Source organism: Pantoea phyllosphaerae (assembly GCF_051025595.1).
Lineage (GTDB): Bacteria > Pseudomonadota > Gammaproteobacteria > Enterobacterales > Enterobacteriaceae > Pantoea.
In genome coordinates this window covers 447,817-467,607 of record NZ_JBPFDE010000002.1, presented here as the reverse complement: position 1 = coordinate 467,607, position 19,791 = coordinate 447,817, and the positions used below count along the sequence as shown (strand labels likewise).

The following is a 19,791-nucleotide window of genomic DNA, read 5'->3' as shown; positions in this document are numbered from 1 at the left end:
GTCCGTCGCCGCGCCGGGGTGCACCGTCACGTCCCGGCTGTCCGCCGCCGGGGTGACCGCAATCCCGCTCACCGGGTTGCCGTTCGCATCCTTAACCGTCACCAGGTAGCGGAACGCGCTTCTGCCGTCCGCCACCTTCGCCGTCTCCCCACCCTGCAGCGTCACTGAAACGACCTTCGCCGTGCTGCTGTCCGCCGTGAAGCTGACCTTCTTGTCCGCGCTCACCGCCGCGCCGCTGCCCGCCTTCGCGTCCGCCGTCACGTCTGCTGCGGCCTTCGTGCTGGTCAGCGTGAAGATGGAGGTCCCGCTCGTGTCCGTCACCGCGCCGGGGTGCGCCACAACATCTTTACTGTCCGCCCCCGGGGTGATCGCAATCCCGCTCACCGGGTTGCCGTTCGCGTCCTTAACCGTGACCAAGTAGCGGAACGCGCTTCTGCCGTCCGCCACTTTCGCCGTCTCCGCGCCCTGCAGCGTCACCGAAACCACCTTCGCCGTGCTGCTGTCCGCCGTGAAGCTGACCTTCTTGTCCGCGCTGACCGCCGCGCCGCTGCCCGCCTTCGCGTTGGCCGTCACGTCTGCCGTCGCCTTTGTGCTGGTCAGCGTGAAGGTAGAGGTTCCGCTCGTGTCCGTCGCCGCGCCGGGGTGTACCGTCACGTCCTTACTGTCCGCCCCCGGCGTAACCGCGATCCCGCTCACCGGGTTGCCGTTCGCATCCTTAACCGTGACCAGGTAGCGGAACGCGCTTCTGCCGTCCGCCACCTTCGTTGTCTCCGCGCCCTGCAGCGTGACCGAGGTGACTTTCGCCGTGCTGTTGTCCGCCGTGAAGCTGACCTTCTTGTCCGCGCTGACCGCCGCGCCGCTGCCCGCCTTCGCGTTGGCCGTCACGTCTTCCGCGGCCTTCGTGCTGGTCAGCGTGAAGGTCGAGGTCCCGCTCGTGTCCGTCGCCGCGCCGGGGTGCACCGTCACGTCCCGGCTGTCCGCCGCCGGGGTGACCGCAATCCCGCTCACCGGGTTGCCGTTTGCGTCCCTGACCGTCACCAGGTAATGGAATGCACTCCTGCCATCCGCCACCTTCGTTGTCTCCGCGCCCTGCAGCGTGACGGAGGTGACCTTCGCCGTGCCGCTGTCGGACGTGAAGCTGGCAGTCGCCGTTTTACCCCTGTCTGCGCTACCGGCCTTCGCCGTCACCGTATATGCCCCGGCCTTCGTGCTGGTCAGCGTGGCGTCTGCCTGCCCGTGGCCGTCCGTGGTCACGCTCGCCGCAATGACCGCCCCGGCCGTGGCACTCAGGTTCACCGTCGCCCTGCTCACCGGGTTACCGTTCGCATCCACTACCGTCACCCGGGCCACATCAGCAGCCTTCCCGTCTGCTTTCGCGTTATTGGTGATGAGCGTCAGCGCGCTCACCTTCGCCGTGCCGCTGTCCGCGGTAAAGCTGACCTTTTTATCCGCACTCACCGCCGCGCCGCTGCCCGCCTTCGCGTCTGCCGTCACGTCCGCTGCCGCCTTCGTGCTGGTCAGCGTGAAGGTGGTGTTCCCACGCGGGTCCGTCACTGCGCCAGGGTGCACGGTTACGTCCTTACTGTCCACCGCCGGGGTCACCATCACCCCGCTTACCGGGTTGCCGTTTGCATCCCTGACTGTCACCAGATAGCGGAACGCGCTCCTGCCGTCCGCCACTTTCGCCGTCTTCGTGCCCTGCAGCGTGACCGATGTGATCTTCGCCGTCGTCGCATTCGCGTTGAAAAGCACCGATGTGCTACGGCTGTTGCCGTTATTCATGCTCGCTGTAATCGTGCCCTTACCAGCAATGCGGCTGCGGATCGTCACGACCGCAGTGCCATCCTGAGCGGTTACCACCGTTAACTGGCGCGGGGCCTGCTTTCCGTCTGATGACGTCAGCTCGGTGCCCGGCACGCCCTTTTCATCCAGCAGCCCATCCAGACTGAAGGTCACAGGCTGCCCCGACAGCGCCGCATGGCGCGTATCGCTTACCCGGGCGGTAACTGTGTAACTTTCCTCATTGTTTGCGGGCAGGCCTCCTGTTTTCGGTGACAGGGCCAGCGCGGTAAGCACCTTTTCTGAGGGGATGACTTCGAGATAAGTCGTTGCCGTATTAGACTGGTTACCCTCATTATCCGTAGCAATCGCCTGAATCGGGTATGTCTGAGGGGTTTTACTCTCTCCGCTGAAAATATTGGCAGGCACGATGACCTCGAGCGCCTCCGGCGACAACGTTTTATAATGAGCACCGTGCGCGAGCAGATCGGGAGACACCCACCAGTCCACGCGTTTTACTCCATATTTATCCCGAAAAATGGTCAGCGGGAGAGTTATCGTGTCAGCAGCCTGCACCTGCAAATGGGCAGGAAGCCCGATCCTCAGCAACGTCTGCTTACGGTACTGCATGGCGATACTGTAATTTCGATCGACGAAATCATATTTACTGCCAGCCAGGCTCCGGCTCAAGTCAACGAAGTCTGGACTGATTTGCCGGTAAAGGGGGACGCCAAATTTGTAATTAACGATCAGGTTTAGCCGGGTATCCTCAGCGTCACCGAATGACCTGCGCGCGGATAACGTCAGCAGCGGGACTGGCGTGTAATTGATACCCATCGTCAGCACGGCTGGATTATGTTTCAGGGTATCCGGAGTGGTGGTGTTTTCCGTCAGGGAGATATCGCTTCCCAGATACTGGGCATACTTCACACTCATTCCCAGGGACGGCATGGAAGGAAGATAAGCCGCAGCCTTCAGATCAAACCCGTTTGCCGGACGCTCGTCGTAATCCTTCATGGCGGGTAATACCGACTGATGCCACCCAGACAGCCCGTAATAGCCATTCAAAGAAAGCTTGAGGTAATCTCGCCACGCTTCAACCCCGGCGCCGATACGGCGGTTATCGCCCGTATAGTCATAATCGTAAAAAGTATTGGTACCCAACATCCAGTCGCCGACGTACTGACGATACCCTAGCCCCGCATTGACCGTATTACGCGCTTGCTGGCTCCGCATTCCGACCTGCGAAAACAGCAGGGAGTTATCGCGGTCCATGAGCGGCAAAAGAAAATCCCCGGTGATTTTTTTATCCATTCCTACACTGACGCGGGCATTTCCGTAGGTTTTGAGCCAGTGCTCCACTTTCTGGTTTATTAATCCGAAGGCCAGCTGGCTGGCATAATTAGCAGCCTCCGCAGAGGGGGCTTTTGATGACAGAATAGTGCCGATATCCCTGGCGCCGATGGCCAACGGCTGTCGAAAATCGGTGTTATTTTCGTATGCGGAATTTTCTTTCTGAACGTTGTGGGCAGCTGGAACAGATTTTATCGCGGCATCAGCTGATGATGCTGGTTCAGGCAATAAGGCAGGGAGAGGCTCGGAGCGTGTTATGTCCGCAGCCAGGAAGTGCTGTCCGTTTTTCGCGTCTTTTGGGGAACGCGGTTTTCGTTTCGACACGCGGGCATTAAGCTTATGTACACTACCCTGTACTGGTGAGGCGTAAGTAATATAAGGTATCAATAGCTGGCAAACAATCAGCCATACAGACACCAGTCGACGCCACATAATTTATTATCCCCATCAACCACAGTAATAAAGCGATGAACCAACAACCAGAACGACAGGTAAAGGAATGCCCTCAACCTCCTTGAGTTTGCTTTTTTATTACACCGTGCTGGCATGCTTTATTGAAAGGCATCCAGTTTGTTATCAATATATTATTACGGACGCGCCGCACATTATGCCTGGCCTGTATTAACGATTTCCTGGAAGTTCGTAAAAAAAGAAGAATTATTCAAGGCAATATTATTAGAGGGTGCTTATTTAAGCACCCTTTTATTAAATCAAAAGCAAACAAGCATCGAAGGCAAGCTCACAAAAAAGCAAAGCGCTACTGTGATGCTGGAATGTGTATAGTATGTAAAATCAGGCTATTCGGTTTAGTATTAACGCATCCTTTGTTGACACCGCTAATGATTCTTTTTGCGACAGCGAAAAAAGAGTAATGGTTTTACCGATAAAACGTTAAGTGGCTTAACATGGAGGACCTGCTGCGGCACTGTCATTTACCGGCCAACCAGGATATAAATGAAACGCTGTTTTATTTTTTAATCCTGTACCCAATGACAAATGCAAGGAGAGACGATGTCAAAGAAAGCTGCCCTGCTGCTGGCGCCGGGCTTTGAAGAAGCGGAAGCCTTTATCACCCTCGATATATTAAGCCGCCTGGGCGTGGTGGTGACCACCGTCGCCTGCCACCCGCACAATCAGGTTATCAGCTATCACGGCGTGATGACGCTGGCGGATCGTCTGCTGGAAGAGACCCAGCATGAACTGTTCGATGCGGTCATCATTCCCGGCGGCCCGGAGGGCACGATGAACCTGGCCGCGAGCCCGGCGGTCAGCGCCTTTATCCGCCGCCACGACGAGGCGGAGAGGATTATTGCGCCCATCTGCTCTGCGGCGGCGCGCGTGCTGGCGGGCAATGGTCTGCTCAAAGGACGTCGCTACACCTGCTCGGGCGAACTCTGGATGCACTACGAGGATGGCGAATATGTGATGGCGGACGTGGTGGAGGATGGCAATCTGCTCAGCGGCAGAGGGCTGGGCGTCGCTTTTGACTTCGCGCTGCAGCTGGCGCTGCGGCTGACCGGCAAGGCAGGCGCGGCGGATTTCCAGGCGGAGCACATCTACTATGACCGCTGGCGCAGCGATCGCCTGGGCAACTAATAGCGGGCCAGCCTGGCTGGCCCGTCTCAGTATTACACGCTCGGGAAGGTGATATTGTTGCCCGGCGCTTCGCGGTGAAGATGGATAAAGTTCAGGTGACGCTCGTACTGATCGAGAATGTCGATTATCACCTGCTCTTTGCTGTAGTCCATCAGGTCGTTGCCCTGGCTCCCCTCCAGCAGGAAGGTTTCCAGTCGGTAGTAGGTCGATTTGCCGCTGCGTGCGCGGTAGGTAAAGCCCGGCACGGAATACTGCTGCGGCCACACCTGATAGACAAAATCCTGCTCTTCGCCCAGGTTGACGCGCAAATCGATATAGCCCAGCGCGCTCTCCTCCGCTGCCAGCCGCTCCAGGGTCACGCGGCCGCCGCGCAGCTCCAGCTCTTTCGCCACTTCCTGCATGGCCGGAAAGATCACGTTTTCCATCATCTGCTGGGTATAGCGCGAGCCAGGGTAGTTCATCAGCCGCGACAGACGTTTTTTCCAGCTCAGCCGGTCGTTGCTGGCCGCCAGATAGGGCGCGGTATCGCGGCTGGCGCTGGCGCGGCGGTAATCTTCGACCTTCAGGGATTTGTAGAGCCCCGCCATCACGAAGAAGATCACGAAGCTGAACGGCAGGCCCATAATCACCGTGGTGTTTTGCAGCGCAGAGATGCCGTTGGTCATGAGCATACTCAGCGTCAGCACGCCAATCGCCACTGACCAGAAGATGCGCAGCCAGTTCGGCGCATCGCTGTTGATGTCCTTCAGCTTCGAGGTGAAGTTGCCCAGCACCAGCGAGCCGGAATCCGCCGACGTCACGTAGAACAGCATACCGGTAATGGTCGCCACTGAAGCGCTCAGCTTAAAGGCGGGATACTGCTCCAGCAGCAGATAGAAACCGCGTTCCGCATGTGCCATCACCTCCTGCGCAAAACCGGCGTTGCCGTGAATAATCTCGTAGAGCGCGGCGTTGCCAAACACCGACAGCCACAGCAGCGTGAAGGTAAAGGGAATAATCAGCGTGCCCAGCACAAACTCGCGAATAGTGCGGCCGCGCGAGATACGCGCCAGGAACAGACCGACAAACGGCGACCAGGCAACCCACCAGGCCCAGAAAAAGAGCGTCCAGCTGTTCATCCACTGCGTGGGACGATCGAAGGCGAAGGTATTGAGCGTCATGCCCATAAAGCGGTTGATATAGTCGCCGACGTTAAGCACCAGCGCGTTGAGCAGGAAATCGGTTTTGCCAAAAAAGAGCACGAACAGGATCAGGCCAAGCGCCAGCGCCACGTTGAGCTCAGAAAGGATACGAATGCCTTTGTCGACGCCGGAGGTCACCGAAATCGTGGCGATGACCACAGAAAGCACGATCAGCGCGGTCTGCGCCGCCAGCCCTTCTGGAATGTCGAAGAGCACGTTCAGCCCGTAGTTCAGCTGCACCACGCCGATGCCAAGCGTGGTGGCGATGCCGAAAATGGTGCCGACTACCGCTGCGATATCGACGGTGTGGCCGATGGGGCCGTTAATGCGTTTGCCGAAGATGGGATAGAGCGCCGAGCGGATGGTCAGCGGCAGGTTGTAGCGATAGCTGAAGTAGCCCAGTGCGATGCCCATCAGTGCATACATCGACCAGCCGGTCAGGCCGTAATGAAACAGCGTCCAGACCATCGCCTGCCGCGCCGCTTCCAGCGTCTGTCCCGCGCCTTCCGGCGGCTGCATATACTGCGTGACCGGCTCTGCTACCGAGAAAAACATCAGGTCAATACCGATACCGGCGGCGAACAGCATCGCTGACCAGCTCAGCAGACTAAATTCCGGTTTAGACTGCTCCGGTCCGAGCTTGATCGCACCAAAGCGCGAACAGGCCATAAACAGCACAAATACGATGTAAAGCGTCGCGGCCAGCATGTAATACCAGCCGAACGTAGACGATACCCAGTTCACTGCCGCCTGAATCCATGCTCCGGCCTGATCGCTGTAAAGTATCGTCACCAGTGAAAATGTCAGAATCAGTCCAGCCGAGGTGTAGAACACCACGGGATTGATTCTGTCCTTTTCACTTGCAGGTGGATTAATCATCAGTTACCTCTGGTTTATTGTAAATTCAACAGGTTATATTGTCATCGCGCGTGCGAACGCGTCCTTTTTATTCTTCTCCTCCTGGTAGTTAAGCGTAGCGGCAAAGTGACAGGTTGCAGGCTGCCCTTTGCAACAATCCACGCACAGTATCCTAACAAGTTTCTTTTTTATATTGAACGTTCAATCAATAAAAGTTCTAATAGGGGACTTGTTTAGGGCGGAGCACTTGTCATGCCAAAGGTAGGAATGCAGCCGATACGACGTCGGCAGCTGATTGATGCCACTCTGGAAACCATTAACGAAGTCGGGATCAACGACGCCACCATCGCGCAGATTGCACGCCGCGCGGGCGTCTCGACCGGCATCATCAGCCACTACTTCAAAGACAAGAACGGCCTGCTGGAAGCGACCATGCGTGACGTCACGCAGCAGCTGCGCGACGCGGTGGCGGTCAGGCTCAGGCCGCTGGCGGGTGCCAGCACCGAAGCGCGCCTTTGCGCCATCGTTGAAGGCAACTTCGACGAAAGCCAGCTGCATAAGGCGGCGATGAAGGCGTGGCTTGACTTCTGGTCGAGCAGCATGCATCAGCCTCAGCTCAACCGGCTGGAGCGCGTCAGCAGCCGCCGCCTCTTTTCCGCGCTGGCTGCGGAGTTCCGCCGCGAGCTGCCGCGCGACGCGGCGCGCACTGCCGCTTACGGGCTGGCGGCGCTGATCGACGGCCTCTGGCTGCGCGCGGCGCTGGGCGGCAAGCCCTTTGATTTTCAGCTGGCTCGCTCGCTGACGACCCAGTTTATTCGCCAGCAGTTAGCTGGCAACACCTATCCCTGATAAAGGAGGAACCATGTCCCGATTCGCAGAGCAGCACCTCTATATTGATGGTGCTTACGTCCCGGCAGCGGCTGGCGACACCTTTGAGACCATCAATCCCGCCAACGGCGACGTGCTGGCGAAGGTGCATGAGGCTGGCCGCGACGACGTCGACCGCGCCGTTGCCGCCGCGCGCAAAGGCCAGAAAGTCTGGGCGGCGATGACCGCAATGCAGCGCTCGCGCATTCTGCGCCGCGCGGTGGATATCCTGCGCGAGCGCAACGACGAGCTGGCCGCGCTGGAAACCCTGGACACCGGCAAGCCGCTGAGCGAAACCGCCAGCGTCGATATTGTTACCGGCGCGGACGTGCTGGAGTATTACGCGGGCCTGATCCCGTCGCTGGAGGGCCAGCAGATCCCGCTGCGCGACACGGCTTTCGTCTATACGCGCCGCGAACCGCTCGGCGTGGTGGCAGGCATCGGCGCGTGGAACTACCCGATTCAGATCGCCCTGTGGAAATCCGCGCCCGCGCTGGCGGCAGGCAACGCGATGATCTTTAAGCCGAGCGAAGTCACCCCGCTCACCGCCCTGAAGCTGGCCGAGATCTACAGCGAGGCGGGCGTGCCGGACGGCGTCTTCAACGTGCTGCCAGGCAGCGGCGCGGTGACCGGTCAGCTGCTCACCGAGCATCCCGGCATCGACAAAGTCTCTTTCACCGGCGGCGTCGCCAGCGGCAAAAAAGTGATGGCTAACGCAGCGGGCTCGACCCTGAAAGAGGTCACCATGGAGCTGGGCGGCAAGTCGCCGCTGATTGTCTTCGACGATGCCGATCTCGATCTCGCCGCCGATATCGCCATGATGGCCAACTTCTACAGCTCCGGCCAGGTCTGCACCAACGGCACGCGCGTCTTTGTTCCGGCCAGCCTGAAGGCCGCGTTTGAAGAGAAAATTCTGGCGCGCGTCGCCCGCATTCGCGCTGGCGACCTCAACAATCCCGCGACCAACTTCGGCCCGCTGGTGAGTTTCGCCCACCGCGACAATGTGATGCGCTATATCGAGCGCGGCGTGGAGGAAGGCGCACGCCTGCTGTGCGGCGGCAAGCGCATGACGGGCGCAGGCTTTGACGCCGGCGCCTGGGTCGAGCCGACCGTCTTTACCGACTGCAGCGATGAGATGACCATCGTGCGCGAAGAGATCTTCGGGCCGGTGATGGCGATTTTGACCTATGAGAACGAAGAGGAAGTGGTGCGCCGCGCCAACGCTACCGAATACGGGCTGGCGGCGGGTGTGGTTACGCAGGATCTCAACCGCGCGCACCGCGTCATTCACCAGATTGAAGCGGGTATCTGCTGGATCAACACCTGGGGCGAATCTGCCGCAGAGATGCCGGTCGGCGGCTACAAGCACTCCGGCGTTGGCCGGGAAAATGGCCTGATGACCCTGCAGAATTACACCCAGGTGAAATCCGTGCAGGTCGAGCTGGACCGTTTTCAGTCTGTATTTTGATTAATAAAGAAACCTGAGGAGCGACTAATGGAATTTGATTACATCATCATCGGAGCCGGATCCGCAGGGAACGTTTTGGCTGCCCGACTGACCGAAGATAGCGACGTCAACGTTCTGCTGCTGGAAGCGGGCGGCCCAGATTACCGTATGGATTTTCGCACGCAGATGCCTGCGGCGCTCGCCTTTCCTTTGCAGGGAAAACGCTACAACTGGGCTTACGAGACCGAGCCGGAACCCCATATGAACAATCGCCGCATGGAGTGCGGACGCGGCAAAGGTCTGGGCGGCTCATCGCTGATCAACGGCATGTGCTACATCCGCGCTAACGCGATGGATCTCGACGGCTGGGCGGAAGCGCCGGGGCTGGAGTCCTGGCGCTACCAAAACTGCCTGCCCTACTATCGCAAAGCGGAGACGCGCGATATCGGGCCGAATGATTATCACGGCGGCGACGGCCCGGTCTGCGTGGCGACGCCGAAAGCCGGCAACAATCCGCTGTTTGCTGCGATGATCGACGCGGGCGTCGAGGCGGGCTATCCGCGCACCGAGGATCTCAACGGTTATCAGCAGGAGGGCTTTGGCCCAATGGATCGTACCGTGACGCCGCAGGGGCGCCGCTCCAGCACCGCGCGCGGCTACCTCGATCAGGCGAAAAACCGTCCCAACCTGAAAATTGTGACGCATGCGACCACCGATCGCATCCTGTTTGACGGCAAGCGCGCCGTCGGCGTGCAGTATCTGCTGGGCGCAAGCAATACCTCGCACAAGGTGCATGCGCGGCGCGAGGTACTGCTCTGCGCGGGCGCCATCGCCTCGCCGCAGATTTTACAGCGCTCCGGCGTCGGCGCTGCCAGCCTGCTGAAGTCGTTCGACATTCCCGTGGTGCACGACCTGCCCGGCGTCGGCGAGAACCTTCAGGACCACCTGGAGATGTATCTGCAGTATGAGTGCAAAGAGCCGGTGTCGCTCTACCCTGCGCTGAAGTGGTGGAACCAGCCGAAAATCGGCGCGGAGTGGATGTTCAACGGTACCGGCATCGGCGCCAGCAACCACTTTGAAGCGGGCGGCTTTATCCGCAGCCGCGAAGAGTTTGCCTGGCCGAATATTCAGTATCACTTCCTGCCGGTGGCGATTAACTACAACGGATCGAACGCGGTCAACGCGCACGGTTTCCAGTGTCATGTCGGCTCGATGCGTTCGCCGAGCCGCGGCCATGTGCGCATCAAGTCGCGCGATCCGCGCCGCCATCCCGCCATTCTGTTCAACTACATGGCGAGCGAGCAGGACTGGCATGAGTTCCGCGACGCGATCCGCATCACGCGCCAGATTATCAACCAGCCGGCGCTGGACAAGTTCCGCGGACGCGAAATCAGTCCCGGCGTGGAGTGCGAGACCGACGAGCAGCTGGATGAGTTCGTGCGCAACCACGCGGAGACGGCCTACCATCCCTGCGGCACCTGCAAAATGGGCAGCGATGAGATGGCGGTGGTCGATGGCGAAGGCCGCGTGCACGGCATGCAGGGGCTGCGCGTCGTCGATGCGTCAATTATGCCGCTGATCATCACAGGCAACCTGAATGCGACCACCATTATGATCGGCGAAAAAATCGCCGATAACATTCGTGGCCGCCAGCCGCTTCCCGCCTCGACGGCAGGCTACTTTGTCGCAGGCGAGACGCCGGTGCGCGGCGAACCGCGTCGTGCTTAACGCACTCTAGCCCGCTTCGGCGGGCTTTTGCCGCTACATCATCTGCGGCTCGCGGATCGCATTGCCTTTGTCGAAGCGCGTCAGGCGGTACGGCGCGATATCGGTAAAAAGCTGCCGATTCGTCATCAGCTGCGCACAGAGCAGGCCCGCGCCAGGGCCGATGCCGAAACCATGCCCGCTAAAGCCTGAGGCGATAAACAGACCCGGCACGCGCGGCATCTCATCGATAACCGGCACCAGATCCGGCGTGGTATCAATCCAGCCGCCCCAGGCGTGATCGATTTTAATGCCCTCCAGCGCGGGAAACGCCTTCACAAGGCTGCCCAGCGCTTCATTAAGAATCTGCCGATCGGGCGCAGGATCCAGTACGCGAATCTTCTCGAACGGCGACACGCCGTCATTCGACCAGCGACCCGCCGCCTCCGGCCCGTTAAAAAAAGAGCCGTTTAGCCGGAGCTTGAGCTTTTTGGCAATCTTGCTGCGGTACATAGGGTAGAACTTCGTGGCATAGCGGATATTCTGCGGCGCGAGATCGAGCTGGCCCCGGCCGGGGATCGCCACGGTGTAGCTGCCGTCCAGCCGGCGGCGGATACAGAGCTCCGGCATGCTAAGGCACCCCTGAATCACCTCCGGCGCTGCCGTGGTTTTAAACGCTGTGCCGAGAATATTGGCGCTGGGCAGGTCGATGCCATACTGCTTGCAGAAGCGCGAGCTCCATGCGCCGCCGCAGCAGATTACCTGGCTGGCGCGCACGCGGCCGCGCTCGGTCCAGACGCCGGAGACGCGGCCCGCGCTGATATCCAGACCGCGCACCGCGCAGCGCTGATGAACGGAGGCGCCCAGCTTTTGCGCGCCGACGGCGATAGCGGGTGCCGCCAGCGACGGCTCGGCGCGCCCGTCGGTCGGAGACCAGATGCCGCCAACCCAGCGCGCCTGGTCGCCCAGCCGCTCATGCGCCTCTTTTGGCGACAGCAGGTGGCTGACGAAACCGAGCTGCTTCGCCTGTTTGCCCCACTTTTCCCAGCGCGCTACGTCCGCTTCGTTTTGCGTGCCGTAGAGGATGCCGCTGCGGCGAAAGCCGAGATCCAGGCCGATTTCGCCGCCCAGCTCTTCCCATCTCTGCAGGCTGCGCATCGCCAGCGGCAGCTCGTAGAGGTCGCGGTTCTGCTGCCGCACCCAGCCCCAGTTACGGCCGGACTGCTCGCCGCCGATAACGCCTTTTTCAAACAGCGCCACCGCGACGCCCTGCTTCGCCAGTTCGTAAGCGACGGAGGTGCCGATAATGCCGCCGCCGATCACCACCACGTCCACCTGCTCGGGAAAGGTCGGGCTGTCTGTCACCGCATTGATTTTTATGCGCATAGAAAACCTTTTAAGTTCGGGGCGTTCAGAGATGCTTTTCAGGCGGGATATGCATGATCCACAACACTCTGGCATCGCTCTCGGTATGGTTGAAAATGTTGTGCGGCAGATGGCTCTTGAACTGAAAGCTGTCGCCGGTCATCAGGCGCGCGATATCGCCATTGATCTCCAGCGTCAGCTCGCCCTCGACCACCAGCCCCGCCTTTTCGCCCTGACCGATCAGTATTTCGTCGGAGCGGGCGCCTGGCGGAATATCGATGAGCATAAACTGCATATCGTGGTCGCCCGACGGCGACAGCATCTCTTTGGCGATGCCGCGCTTGCCGACGTTGAAGCGCGGCCGCTCCGCGCTGCGGCGAACATAATGCTCGGCGCCGCGCAGCGACGCGGCGCTCTCCTCCAGAAACGCCGTCAGCGGCACCTTCAGCACCAGCCGCAGCTGTTCCAGCACCCGGACGGTGGGATTCGTCAGGTTGCGTTCTATCTGGCTGATAGCGCCGGCGGAAACGTTCGCCAGCAGCGCCAGTTCGGTAATGGTCAGATTGCGCGCCTTGCGCAAGCTTTTCAGCCGCGAGCCGATATCCGTTTCAGCGGCGCCGGGTTCCGCCTTGTGTTGCGATGCGTTTTTCATCTCATGCTCTTGTTTGCCGTCGCGCCTGTTCGCCGACCTGGGTTAAATCAGGGCATGCCCCATTTATCTTTGATGGTCTGAAGCGTGCCGTCCTGTTTCATGGCGGTCAGCGCGCTGTCGATCTCCGCCAGCAGCTTGTCGTTGCCTTTTTTCACGCCGAACGCCATAGGCGAAACCTGTTCCGGCTTGTAGCCCTCAACAACGTGCATGCCTTTCAGCCCGCCCGCTTTAGCCTGCGCTTTCAGGATGGGATAGTCGTTCATGCCCGCCGCGATGCGGCCCAGTGAAAGATCGCGCGTCATGTCCGCCGGGCTGTCATAGACCTTCACCTCTTTGGCGATGCCGCTCTGCATCAGGCTTTGCGTATAGTCGGTACCCGCCATGGTGCCCACCACCTCGCCTTTCAAATCCTGCCAGGAGCCATATTTTTTAGCATTGTCGTCGCGCACCACCAGCCCCGCGCCGAAGGCGGTGACCGGCTGCGAGAAGCCGATGCGCTTCGCGCGCTCCGGCGTCGGCGTCATACCGGCGACGATCATATCGATTTTCCCGGCAATAACTGACTGAATCAGCGTTGAAAAAGGCACGGCGGTGAAATTGACCTCCAGATGCTGGCGCCGTGCCACTTCCGCCGCGACGTCCGGCATAAAGCCTTCGATTTTTCCACTCTGGGTATTCAGGAAGGTGGTGGGCGCGCTGGAGGGCGGCGACCCTGCCGTCAACGCGGCGGCCTGAGCACTAACGCTGACCACGGTGGCGACGCTCAGGGCTATGGAGATATTCAGCAGGCTTATTTTACGGGCGACAGACATAACTCACTCCTGGTTCAGTAGCGAAAGGGCGAACGTCTTTTTCACTATAATGAAATTTATGCCGCCGCTGTCAACGTTTTATTTTGTGAAAACGGCGCACCTCACACATTGCCGATAAAGCCGTTGCTTTCATCAATCCACCTATCTATAGCTGTTTCTTATCGCGGTAATAACAATTCGCTATCTCGCGACAAGCGCTATTTATTGACAGCGCGTAGCGGGTAAAGATATTCATTATATTGAATCCCCATTGCCCCAAGACCCGTTACGCAGCACGTTCAGGAGCCTGAGATGGACTGGAGCAGCATTCATACGTATCTCCCCTTTTTGCTGAAAGGGGCTGAAATGACGATCTCCATCACCCTGTTATCGCTGGTGATTAGCACGCCGCTGGGATTACTCTTTGCCGCAGCGAAGATGTGCCCGTGGAAAATTATTTCCTGGCCGGTGAGGACGGTGATTAATATTACCCGCGGCCTGCCGATGATTGTGGTGCTGTTTTATATCTACTTTGTTTTTCCTGATATTGGCATCACCCTCACCTCTTTTCAGGCCAGCGTCATCGGCATCGCTTTTTGCTTCTCCACCTATATTGCTGAGATATTTCGCGCCGGTATTGAGTCGGTGGATCGCGGGCAGTTTGAAGCGGCGCGCTCTATGGGCATGGGCTTTGGAAAGGCGATGCGCCGCGTGATCCTGCCGCAGGCGTTCCACGTCGCGCTGCCGCCCTACAGCAATACGCTGGTGATGATGCTGAAAGATTCCGCCCTCGCCTCAACCATCGCCGTCACAGAAATGACCCGGCAAGGTCAGCTGATCGCCGCATCAACCTTTGACAACACCACAGTCTATACCCTGGTCGCGGTGCTCTATCTGCTGCTGTGCATGCCGCTGATGGCGCTGACCAGGCGGCTGGAAAAACGTCAGATGAAAGGAGCCTGAGATGATCGAGATTGACGACGTTCACAAAAAATTTGGCCGGGTCGAGGTATTGAAGGGCGTCAGCTTTTCCGTCAACGCTGGGGAGGTGGTCTGCCTGATCGGCCCATCCGGCTCGGGCAAATCGACGATTTTGCGCTGCATTAACGGGCTGGAAAGCTACGAGGGCGGCGAGATCCGCGTGCTGGATCGGCGGGTTGATAACCGGCATAAAAGCATTAACGATCTGCGTCGCCAGATCGGCATGGTGTTTCAACGCTTCAACCTTTTCCCGCACCGCAGCGTGCTGGAAAACGTGATGGAAGGCCCTGTTCACGTCAACGGCGAGTCGCGCGCTCAGGCAGAGAAGCGCGCTAAATCCCTGCTGGCGCTGGTGGGGCTGGCGGACAAGATCCACGCCTGGCCGGGGCAGCTCTCCGGCGGTCAGCAGCAGCGCGTCGCCATTGCGCGCACGCTGGCGCTGCAGCCGAAAGCGATACTCTTCGATGAGCCGACATCTGCGCTCGACCCCGAGCTGGTTGGCGAGGTACTGCAGGTGATGCGCAACCTGGCGCAGGAAGGCATGACGATGATTGTCGTCACGCATGAGATGCAGTTCGCCCGCGAAGTGGCCGATCGCGTCTGCTTTCTGCACAGCGGGCAGATTGTCGAACAGGGACCCGCGCAGCAAATTCTGCTGCAGCCTCAGGAAGCGCGCACCCAGGAGTTTCTGCGTCGCGTTCTCGGCAGCAGCGACACCCCTTTTTGTTCCCGGTGCCAGGTGGCCGTTTAAAGGCTGACGCTCTGCGCGCGGCTGGCGCTAAACCGCTCAGGCGGAGGCAGCGCCGGCGCGGCGCCGATGCCTTCACACAGGACCTCTGCTGTTATAAAGCAACAGGGCGTTTATTCCCTCCACAGATCCGCTGCTTTGCCGCTTGGCTTTTTTTGTTTTCCTTCAAATACTTGTGAGAAAATCAGGCAGGGTTATACTTCAATCAACAGTGATTGCTCACTGAAACTAATAATCTCTACCCTCTTTTCTCTGCGTGCGGGATAACGCTTTTTCTGCGGCCAGGCCAGGCCGGTCGCGCACCGTCTCTCTTTTCCGGACACGGAATTCACGACAGCAACCTTGTTCTATTTAGCTTTTCCAGCCTGATTGCTGCGCCGGGGAGCATGCCGCGCGCGCAATAGCACAGGGCCCTTTTTCAATCCTGATTGTTACAGGAGGAGACGATGTTGCCTTTTTCTAGCTTCTGGCAGGCCGGGTATGAAGGTGCGGATCATATCAACACGGCAGGCCAGCGCCTGGTGATGGATGCCGTGACCGACCATCAGACTCAGTTTCGCAGCGACTATCTCGCTCTGCAGCAATTTGGCATCCGCACCGTGCGCGAGAGCATCGGCTGGCGTCAGGCGGAAGACGATCCGGAAAAAACGTTCGCCACGCTGCGGGGCAAAATGCAGGCGGCGCAGGCGCTGGGCATTCAGATTAACTGGACCTTCTGCCACTACGGCTGGCCTGAAGATGTCGATCTTTTTTCAGACGACTTTGTTCCGCGCTTCGCCGCTTTTTGCCAGCGCGTCGCTGCTTTCCTGGCGCCCTGGTATCGCCAGGCACCAGTCTATTCGCCGATGAATGAGATCTCCTTTTTTAGCTGGGGCCTGTCGGTCGGGCTGTTTGGCAACCACCGCGAGGCGGATCCTGACGAGATCAAGCGCCAGCTGGTGCGCGCGACCCTGGCGGGCTGCGACGCCATCTGGCTGGCCGATCCCCGGGCGCGCTTTCTTCATTGCGATCCCCTTATTCATCTGGTTCCTGATGAAGAGAGCGAAGCCTGCTATCAGCTCACCGCCGGGTTGAACGCCGCGCAGTATCAGGCCTGGGATATGCTGGCCGGCGCGCGCGAGCCGGAACTGGGCGGCGCGGCGCGCTATCTCGATATCATCGGTGCCAACTACTATCACGCCAATCAGTGGGAGGCTAACTCCAACCAGCGGCTGGCGTGGCATCTGGGGGATCAACGCAGAAAGCCGCTGCACAAGCTGCTGCTGACGTTAGCGCAGCGCTATCAGCGTCCGATATTGCTGGCGGAAACCAGCCATGTCGGCAGCGGGCGTCCCGCCTGGATGACCTATATCACCGCGCAGATAGCGCAGGCGCAGCTAGGCGGCTGCGACATCCTGGGCATCTGTATTTACCCCATTATTGAAAGCCCTCTCTGGGAAGACCCTCACCACTGGCCGCGCAGCGGCCTCTGGGATGTCGCCCCTGATTTTACGCGTCAGCTGCACCAGCCTACCGCCGCAGCCTTGCGGCAATCACAACGTTCGCTGCACCGGTTTCACGCGCTGTTATCGCCGGCCGGCGAGCCACAGGAGTCCTCTATGAAACAGTCCGTTTTGGTGGTTTTTAGTCATCTTCGCTGGGGTTTCGTCTTTCAACGTCCGCAACATTTACTGTCGCGTCTTGCTCAGCACCATCGCGTGCTGTTCATCGAGGAGCCGGTTTATCAGCCCGGCGAGGCGGGGCTGCGACAGCAGTCGCCTGCGCCCAACGTTACCGTCATCGAACCGCACACCGACGTCGATGCGCCGGGCTTCCATGACAGCCAGATCGCCGTGCTGCAACCCCTGCTCGCGGCGCTGCTGGAGAGCGACGAGCAGCCGCTGGTGTGGTTCTATACGCCGATGGCGCTGCCGCTGCTTACCTGCTTCAACCCCAGCGCCATTATTTATGACTGCATGGATGAGCTTTCCGCCTTTAATATGGCGCCGCGCCAGCTGCAGCAGCGCGAGTCCGCTCTGTTAAGCCGCGCCGACGTGGTCTTTACCGGCGGCACCAGCCTGTATGAAGCGAAAAAGCCTCGCCATCAGAACGTGCACTGTTTTGCCAGCAGCGTTGACGCCGCGCATTTCGAGCAGGCGCTCGATCGCAGCAACGGCCACCCGCTGCAGGAAAATCTGCCCGGCCCGATACTGGGCTACTACGGCGTGATTGACGAGCGTATGGATATTGGGCTGATCGCCGCCCTCGCCGATGCGCATCCCGACTGGCAAATCGCCATGGTCGGTCCCGTCGTGAAGATCGATCCGCTCAGCCTGCCGCAGCGGCCCAACCTGCACTGGTTCGGCCAGCAGCCCTATGAAGCGCTACCGCATTTCCTGGCCGGATGGGACGTCTGCCTGATGCCGTTTGCGCTGAACGCCTCAACGCGCTTTATCAGCCCGACCAAAGTGCTGGAGTATATGGCGGCACAGCTGCCAGTCGTCAGCACCGCCGTACGGGACGTGGTACGCCACTATAGCGATGTGGTGAGCATTGCCGATACGCCGCAGGCCTTTATTCTCGCCTGCGAGGCCGCACTGGCACTGAGCGATGAGGCGCGGCGTCAGCAGGCGGCGCAGATGGCGGCGATCATTGCCGAAACCTGGTGGGATCGCACCGCTGAGCAGATGCAGGCGCAGATCGTCAGGCTGCGCGATAGCGTCGTGCAGCCGGTTGCTGCGGCGAAAGTGCCGGAAACTACCGACGGCGTGCGCGCGGTCACTCTGCGTCCGGTGGAGTGTCTGATCCTTGGCGCCGGGCCGACCGGCCTGAGCGCGGGCTACCACTACGGCGAAGGCGCGGTGGTGCTGGAGAAAAACGAGACGCCTGGCGGCTGGTGCCGCTCTATCGCAGATAAGGGATTTACCTTCGATTATGCGGGTCACATTATGTTCTCCAACGATCCCTATGTGCTTCAGCTTTACGACAAACTGCTGGGCGATAACCTGCACTGGCAAAACCGCGAAGCCTGGGTTTACAGCCATGACGTCTTTACCCGCTATCCTTTCCAGTCGGCGCTGCACGGGCTGCCGGCAGAGGTGATTGGCGAGTGCGTGCTGGGCGCGATAGAAGCGCGTTACGGTGTCACGGGTGCGCAGGAGGCGGCACCGCTTAACGCGGTACGACCGGCGGCCAATACCGACTGCCGCGACTGCTGCGCCGACGGCGTGCTGGGCGCCGAGGCGACGGAGCCTGCGGGCGCGGACGAAGCAGGAGAAGACTTCGAAAACTTTATCTTCCGTACCTGGGGTCGCGGTATCGCGCATCATTTTGCCGTTCCCTACAACCGCAAACTGTGGAAAACCCCGCTTGCCGATATGGAAACCTCCTGGCTCGGCGGGCGCGTTCCGCTGCCCGATCTTCAGCAGATCATCTCGGGCGCGCTGGCACCGCTGGATAAGCCTGTCGGCCCTAACGCCCGCTTCGGCTACCCTAAGCGCGGCGGCTTTCAGGCGCTGATGAATGGCTTCCTGCCCCACCTTAATTGCGTGCTGGAGACCGAGGCGGAGATCGCCGACATCCAGCCGCAAAGCCGCAGCGTCACTCTTAAGGATGGGCGTCACTACCACTACGATCAGATGATTAGCACTCTGCCGCTGCCCGAGCTGGTGCGCCTGATGGGCAACCGCGCGCCGCAGGCGGTACAGCAAGCCGCCTCGCTGCTGCGTCACGTGTCGGTACGCTGCGTTAACCTCGGCATTGGCCGAGCCAACCTCAGCGACAAACACTGGATCTACTATCCAGGCGATACCCTGTTTCACCGCATTTTCCTCCAGGGCAACGCCAGCCCGGAATGCAACCCCCCCGGCGGTTTTGGTTTGACCTGCGAAATCACCTATCGCGCCGATCAGCCGCTGCCGTATCAAGGGGAGACGCTGATCCAGCGCTGCATCGATGACTGCATTCGCGTCGGCATTATTCGCGCAGATGACGTTATCGTCACCGCTCATGAGGTGGATATGCCTTATGCCTATGTGGTTTACGATCATCAGCGCAAAGCCAACGTGGCGCTGATCCGCAACTGGCTGGCGGCACAGGGCATTCATCTTTCCGGACGTTACAGCGAATGGGAGTACTACAATTCGGATCACGCTTTCCTGGCGGGCAAGCGCGCAGCCGAAACGGTGAAAGCGCTGCTGACTAACCGTAAGACAACGGCGTAACCCAAGCGGATGCCGGACGCATAGCGTCTGGTGTCCCCCGTTGCATCTGGTGGTAAAAGGATCCTCTGGATCCATGACTTTATATAATGGGCATTATATAAAGCCAGAAGCAGCCGAATGGCTGTTTTATATACGGTAAAATGGCATCGCTACGTGAATTCTGCTGCACTCACCCCCTGCGTTTTCGCCAGAATTCACGTAGCGCGATCGCTTTGCGGCGTGTTCAACTTTTATACGCCGTGCGGTCATCTACTCGCCATCTGGCGA

The 19,791-nt window shown here is 59.6% G+C and carries 12 protein-coding genes; 7 read left to right on the top strand and 5 right to left on the bottom strand.

Annotated elements, in window-relative coordinates:
• A partial coding sequence (locus tag ACR6A7_RS05345) for an Ig-like domain-containing protein (RefSeq protein ID WP_434123797.1) occupies positions 1-3,564 on the bottom strand: 3,564 nt, incomplete at its 3' end.
• 579 nt (positions 3,565-4,143) lie between these two features.
• On the opposite strand from ACR6A7_RS05345, the gene ACR6A7_RS05340 reads away from it, so the two are divergent.
• Positions 4,144-4,728: a DJ-1/PfpI family protein gene (locus tag ACR6A7_RS05340; protein WP_434123796.1), complete on the top strand. Its 585-nt coding sequence runs from the start codon at positions 4,144-4,146 to the stop codon at positions 4,726-4,728.
• Between the two features lie 32 nt (positions 4,729-4,760).
• Here ACR6A7_RS05340 and ACR6A7_RS05335 read toward each other — a convergent pair whose 3' ends face one another.
• Complete coding sequence (locus ACR6A7_RS05335) at positions 4,761-6,788, bottom strand: choline transporter (RefSeq protein ID WP_434123795.1); 2,028 nt, start codon at positions 6,786-6,788, stop codon at positions 4,761-4,763.
• Positions 6,789-7,019: 231 nt separating this feature from the next.
• Between ACR6A7_RS05335 and betI the strand changes: the two genes are divergently transcribed.
• Genes betI through betA form a run of 3 tightly spaced genes read left to right on the top strand, consistent with a single transcriptional unit; the run spans position 7,020 to position 10,809 of the window.
• Positions 7,020-7,616: a transcriptional regulator BetI gene (gene betI / locus ACR6A7_RS05330; protein WP_434123794.1), complete on the top strand. Its 597-nt coding sequence runs from the start codon at positions 7,020-7,022 to the stop codon at positions 7,614-7,616.
• A gap of 13 nt (positions 7,617-7,629) precedes the next feature.
• Positions 7,630-9,102: a betaine-aldehyde dehydrogenase gene (betB, locus tag ACR6A7_RS05325; RefSeq protein ID WP_434123793.1), complete on the top strand. Its 1,473-nt coding sequence runs from the start codon at positions 7,630-7,632 to the stop codon at positions 9,100-9,102.
• A gap of 27 nt (positions 9,103-9,129) precedes the next feature.
• A complete protein-coding gene (betA, locus tag ACR6A7_RS05320) occupies positions 9,130-10,809 on the top strand; it encodes a choline dehydrogenase (RefSeq protein ID WP_434123792.1) in 1,680 nt (559 codons plus the stop codon).
• A gap of 33 nt (positions 10,810-10,842) precedes the next feature.
• Here betA and ACR6A7_RS05315 read toward each other — a convergent pair whose 3' ends face one another.
• Genes ACR6A7_RS05315 through ACR6A7_RS05305 form a run of 3 tightly spaced genes read right to left on the bottom strand, consistent with a single transcriptional unit; the run spans position 10,843 to position 13,614 of the window.
• On the bottom strand, positions 10,843-12,171 hold the full coding sequence (locus tag ACR6A7_RS05315; RefSeq protein ID WP_434123791.1) for an NAD(P)/FAD-dependent oxidoreductase: 1,329 nt from the start codon (positions 12,169-12,171) through the stop codon (positions 10,843-10,845).
• Between the two features lie 25 nt (positions 12,172-12,196).
• Positions 12,197-12,802 (bottom strand): cupin domain-containing protein, encoded by a 606-nt coding sequence (locus ACR6A7_RS05310; protein ID WP_434123790.1) that lies wholly within the window; start codon positions 12,800-12,802, stop codon positions 12,197-12,199.
• A gap of 47 nt (positions 12,803-12,849) precedes the next feature.
• Positions 12,850-13,614 (bottom strand): ABC transporter substrate-binding protein, encoded by a 765-nt coding sequence (locus tag ACR6A7_RS05305; RefSeq protein WP_434123789.1) that lies wholly within the window; start codon positions 13,612-13,614, stop codon positions 12,850-12,852.
• Between the two features lie 291 nt (positions 13,615-13,905).
• Between ACR6A7_RS05305 and ACR6A7_RS05300 the strand changes: the two genes are divergently transcribed.
• The 3 genes from ACR6A7_RS05300 (at position 13,906) to ACR6A7_RS05290 (ending at position 19,524) form a co-directional block, all read left to right on the top strand.
• The gene (locus ACR6A7_RS05300) at positions 13,906-14,556 is read left to right on the top strand and encodes an amino acid ABC transporter permease (protein ID WP_434123788.1); all 651 of its coding nucleotides are present in this window, start codon (positions 13,906-13,908) and stop codon (positions 14,554-14,556) included.
• 1 nt (position 14,557) lies between these two features.
• Positions 14,558-15,325: an amino acid ABC transporter ATP-binding protein gene (locus tag ACR6A7_RS05295; protein WP_434123786.1), complete on the top strand. Its 768-nt coding sequence runs from the start codon at positions 14,558-14,560 to the stop codon at positions 15,323-15,325.
• 443 nt (positions 15,326-15,768) lie between these two features.
• Entirely contained in the window at positions 15,769-19,524 is a 3,756-nt protein-coding gene (locus ACR6A7_RS05290) for an FAD-dependent oxidoreductase (RefSeq protein ID WP_434123785.1), read from the top strand.
• The last annotated feature ends 267 nt before the right edge of the window (positions 19,525-19,791 follow it).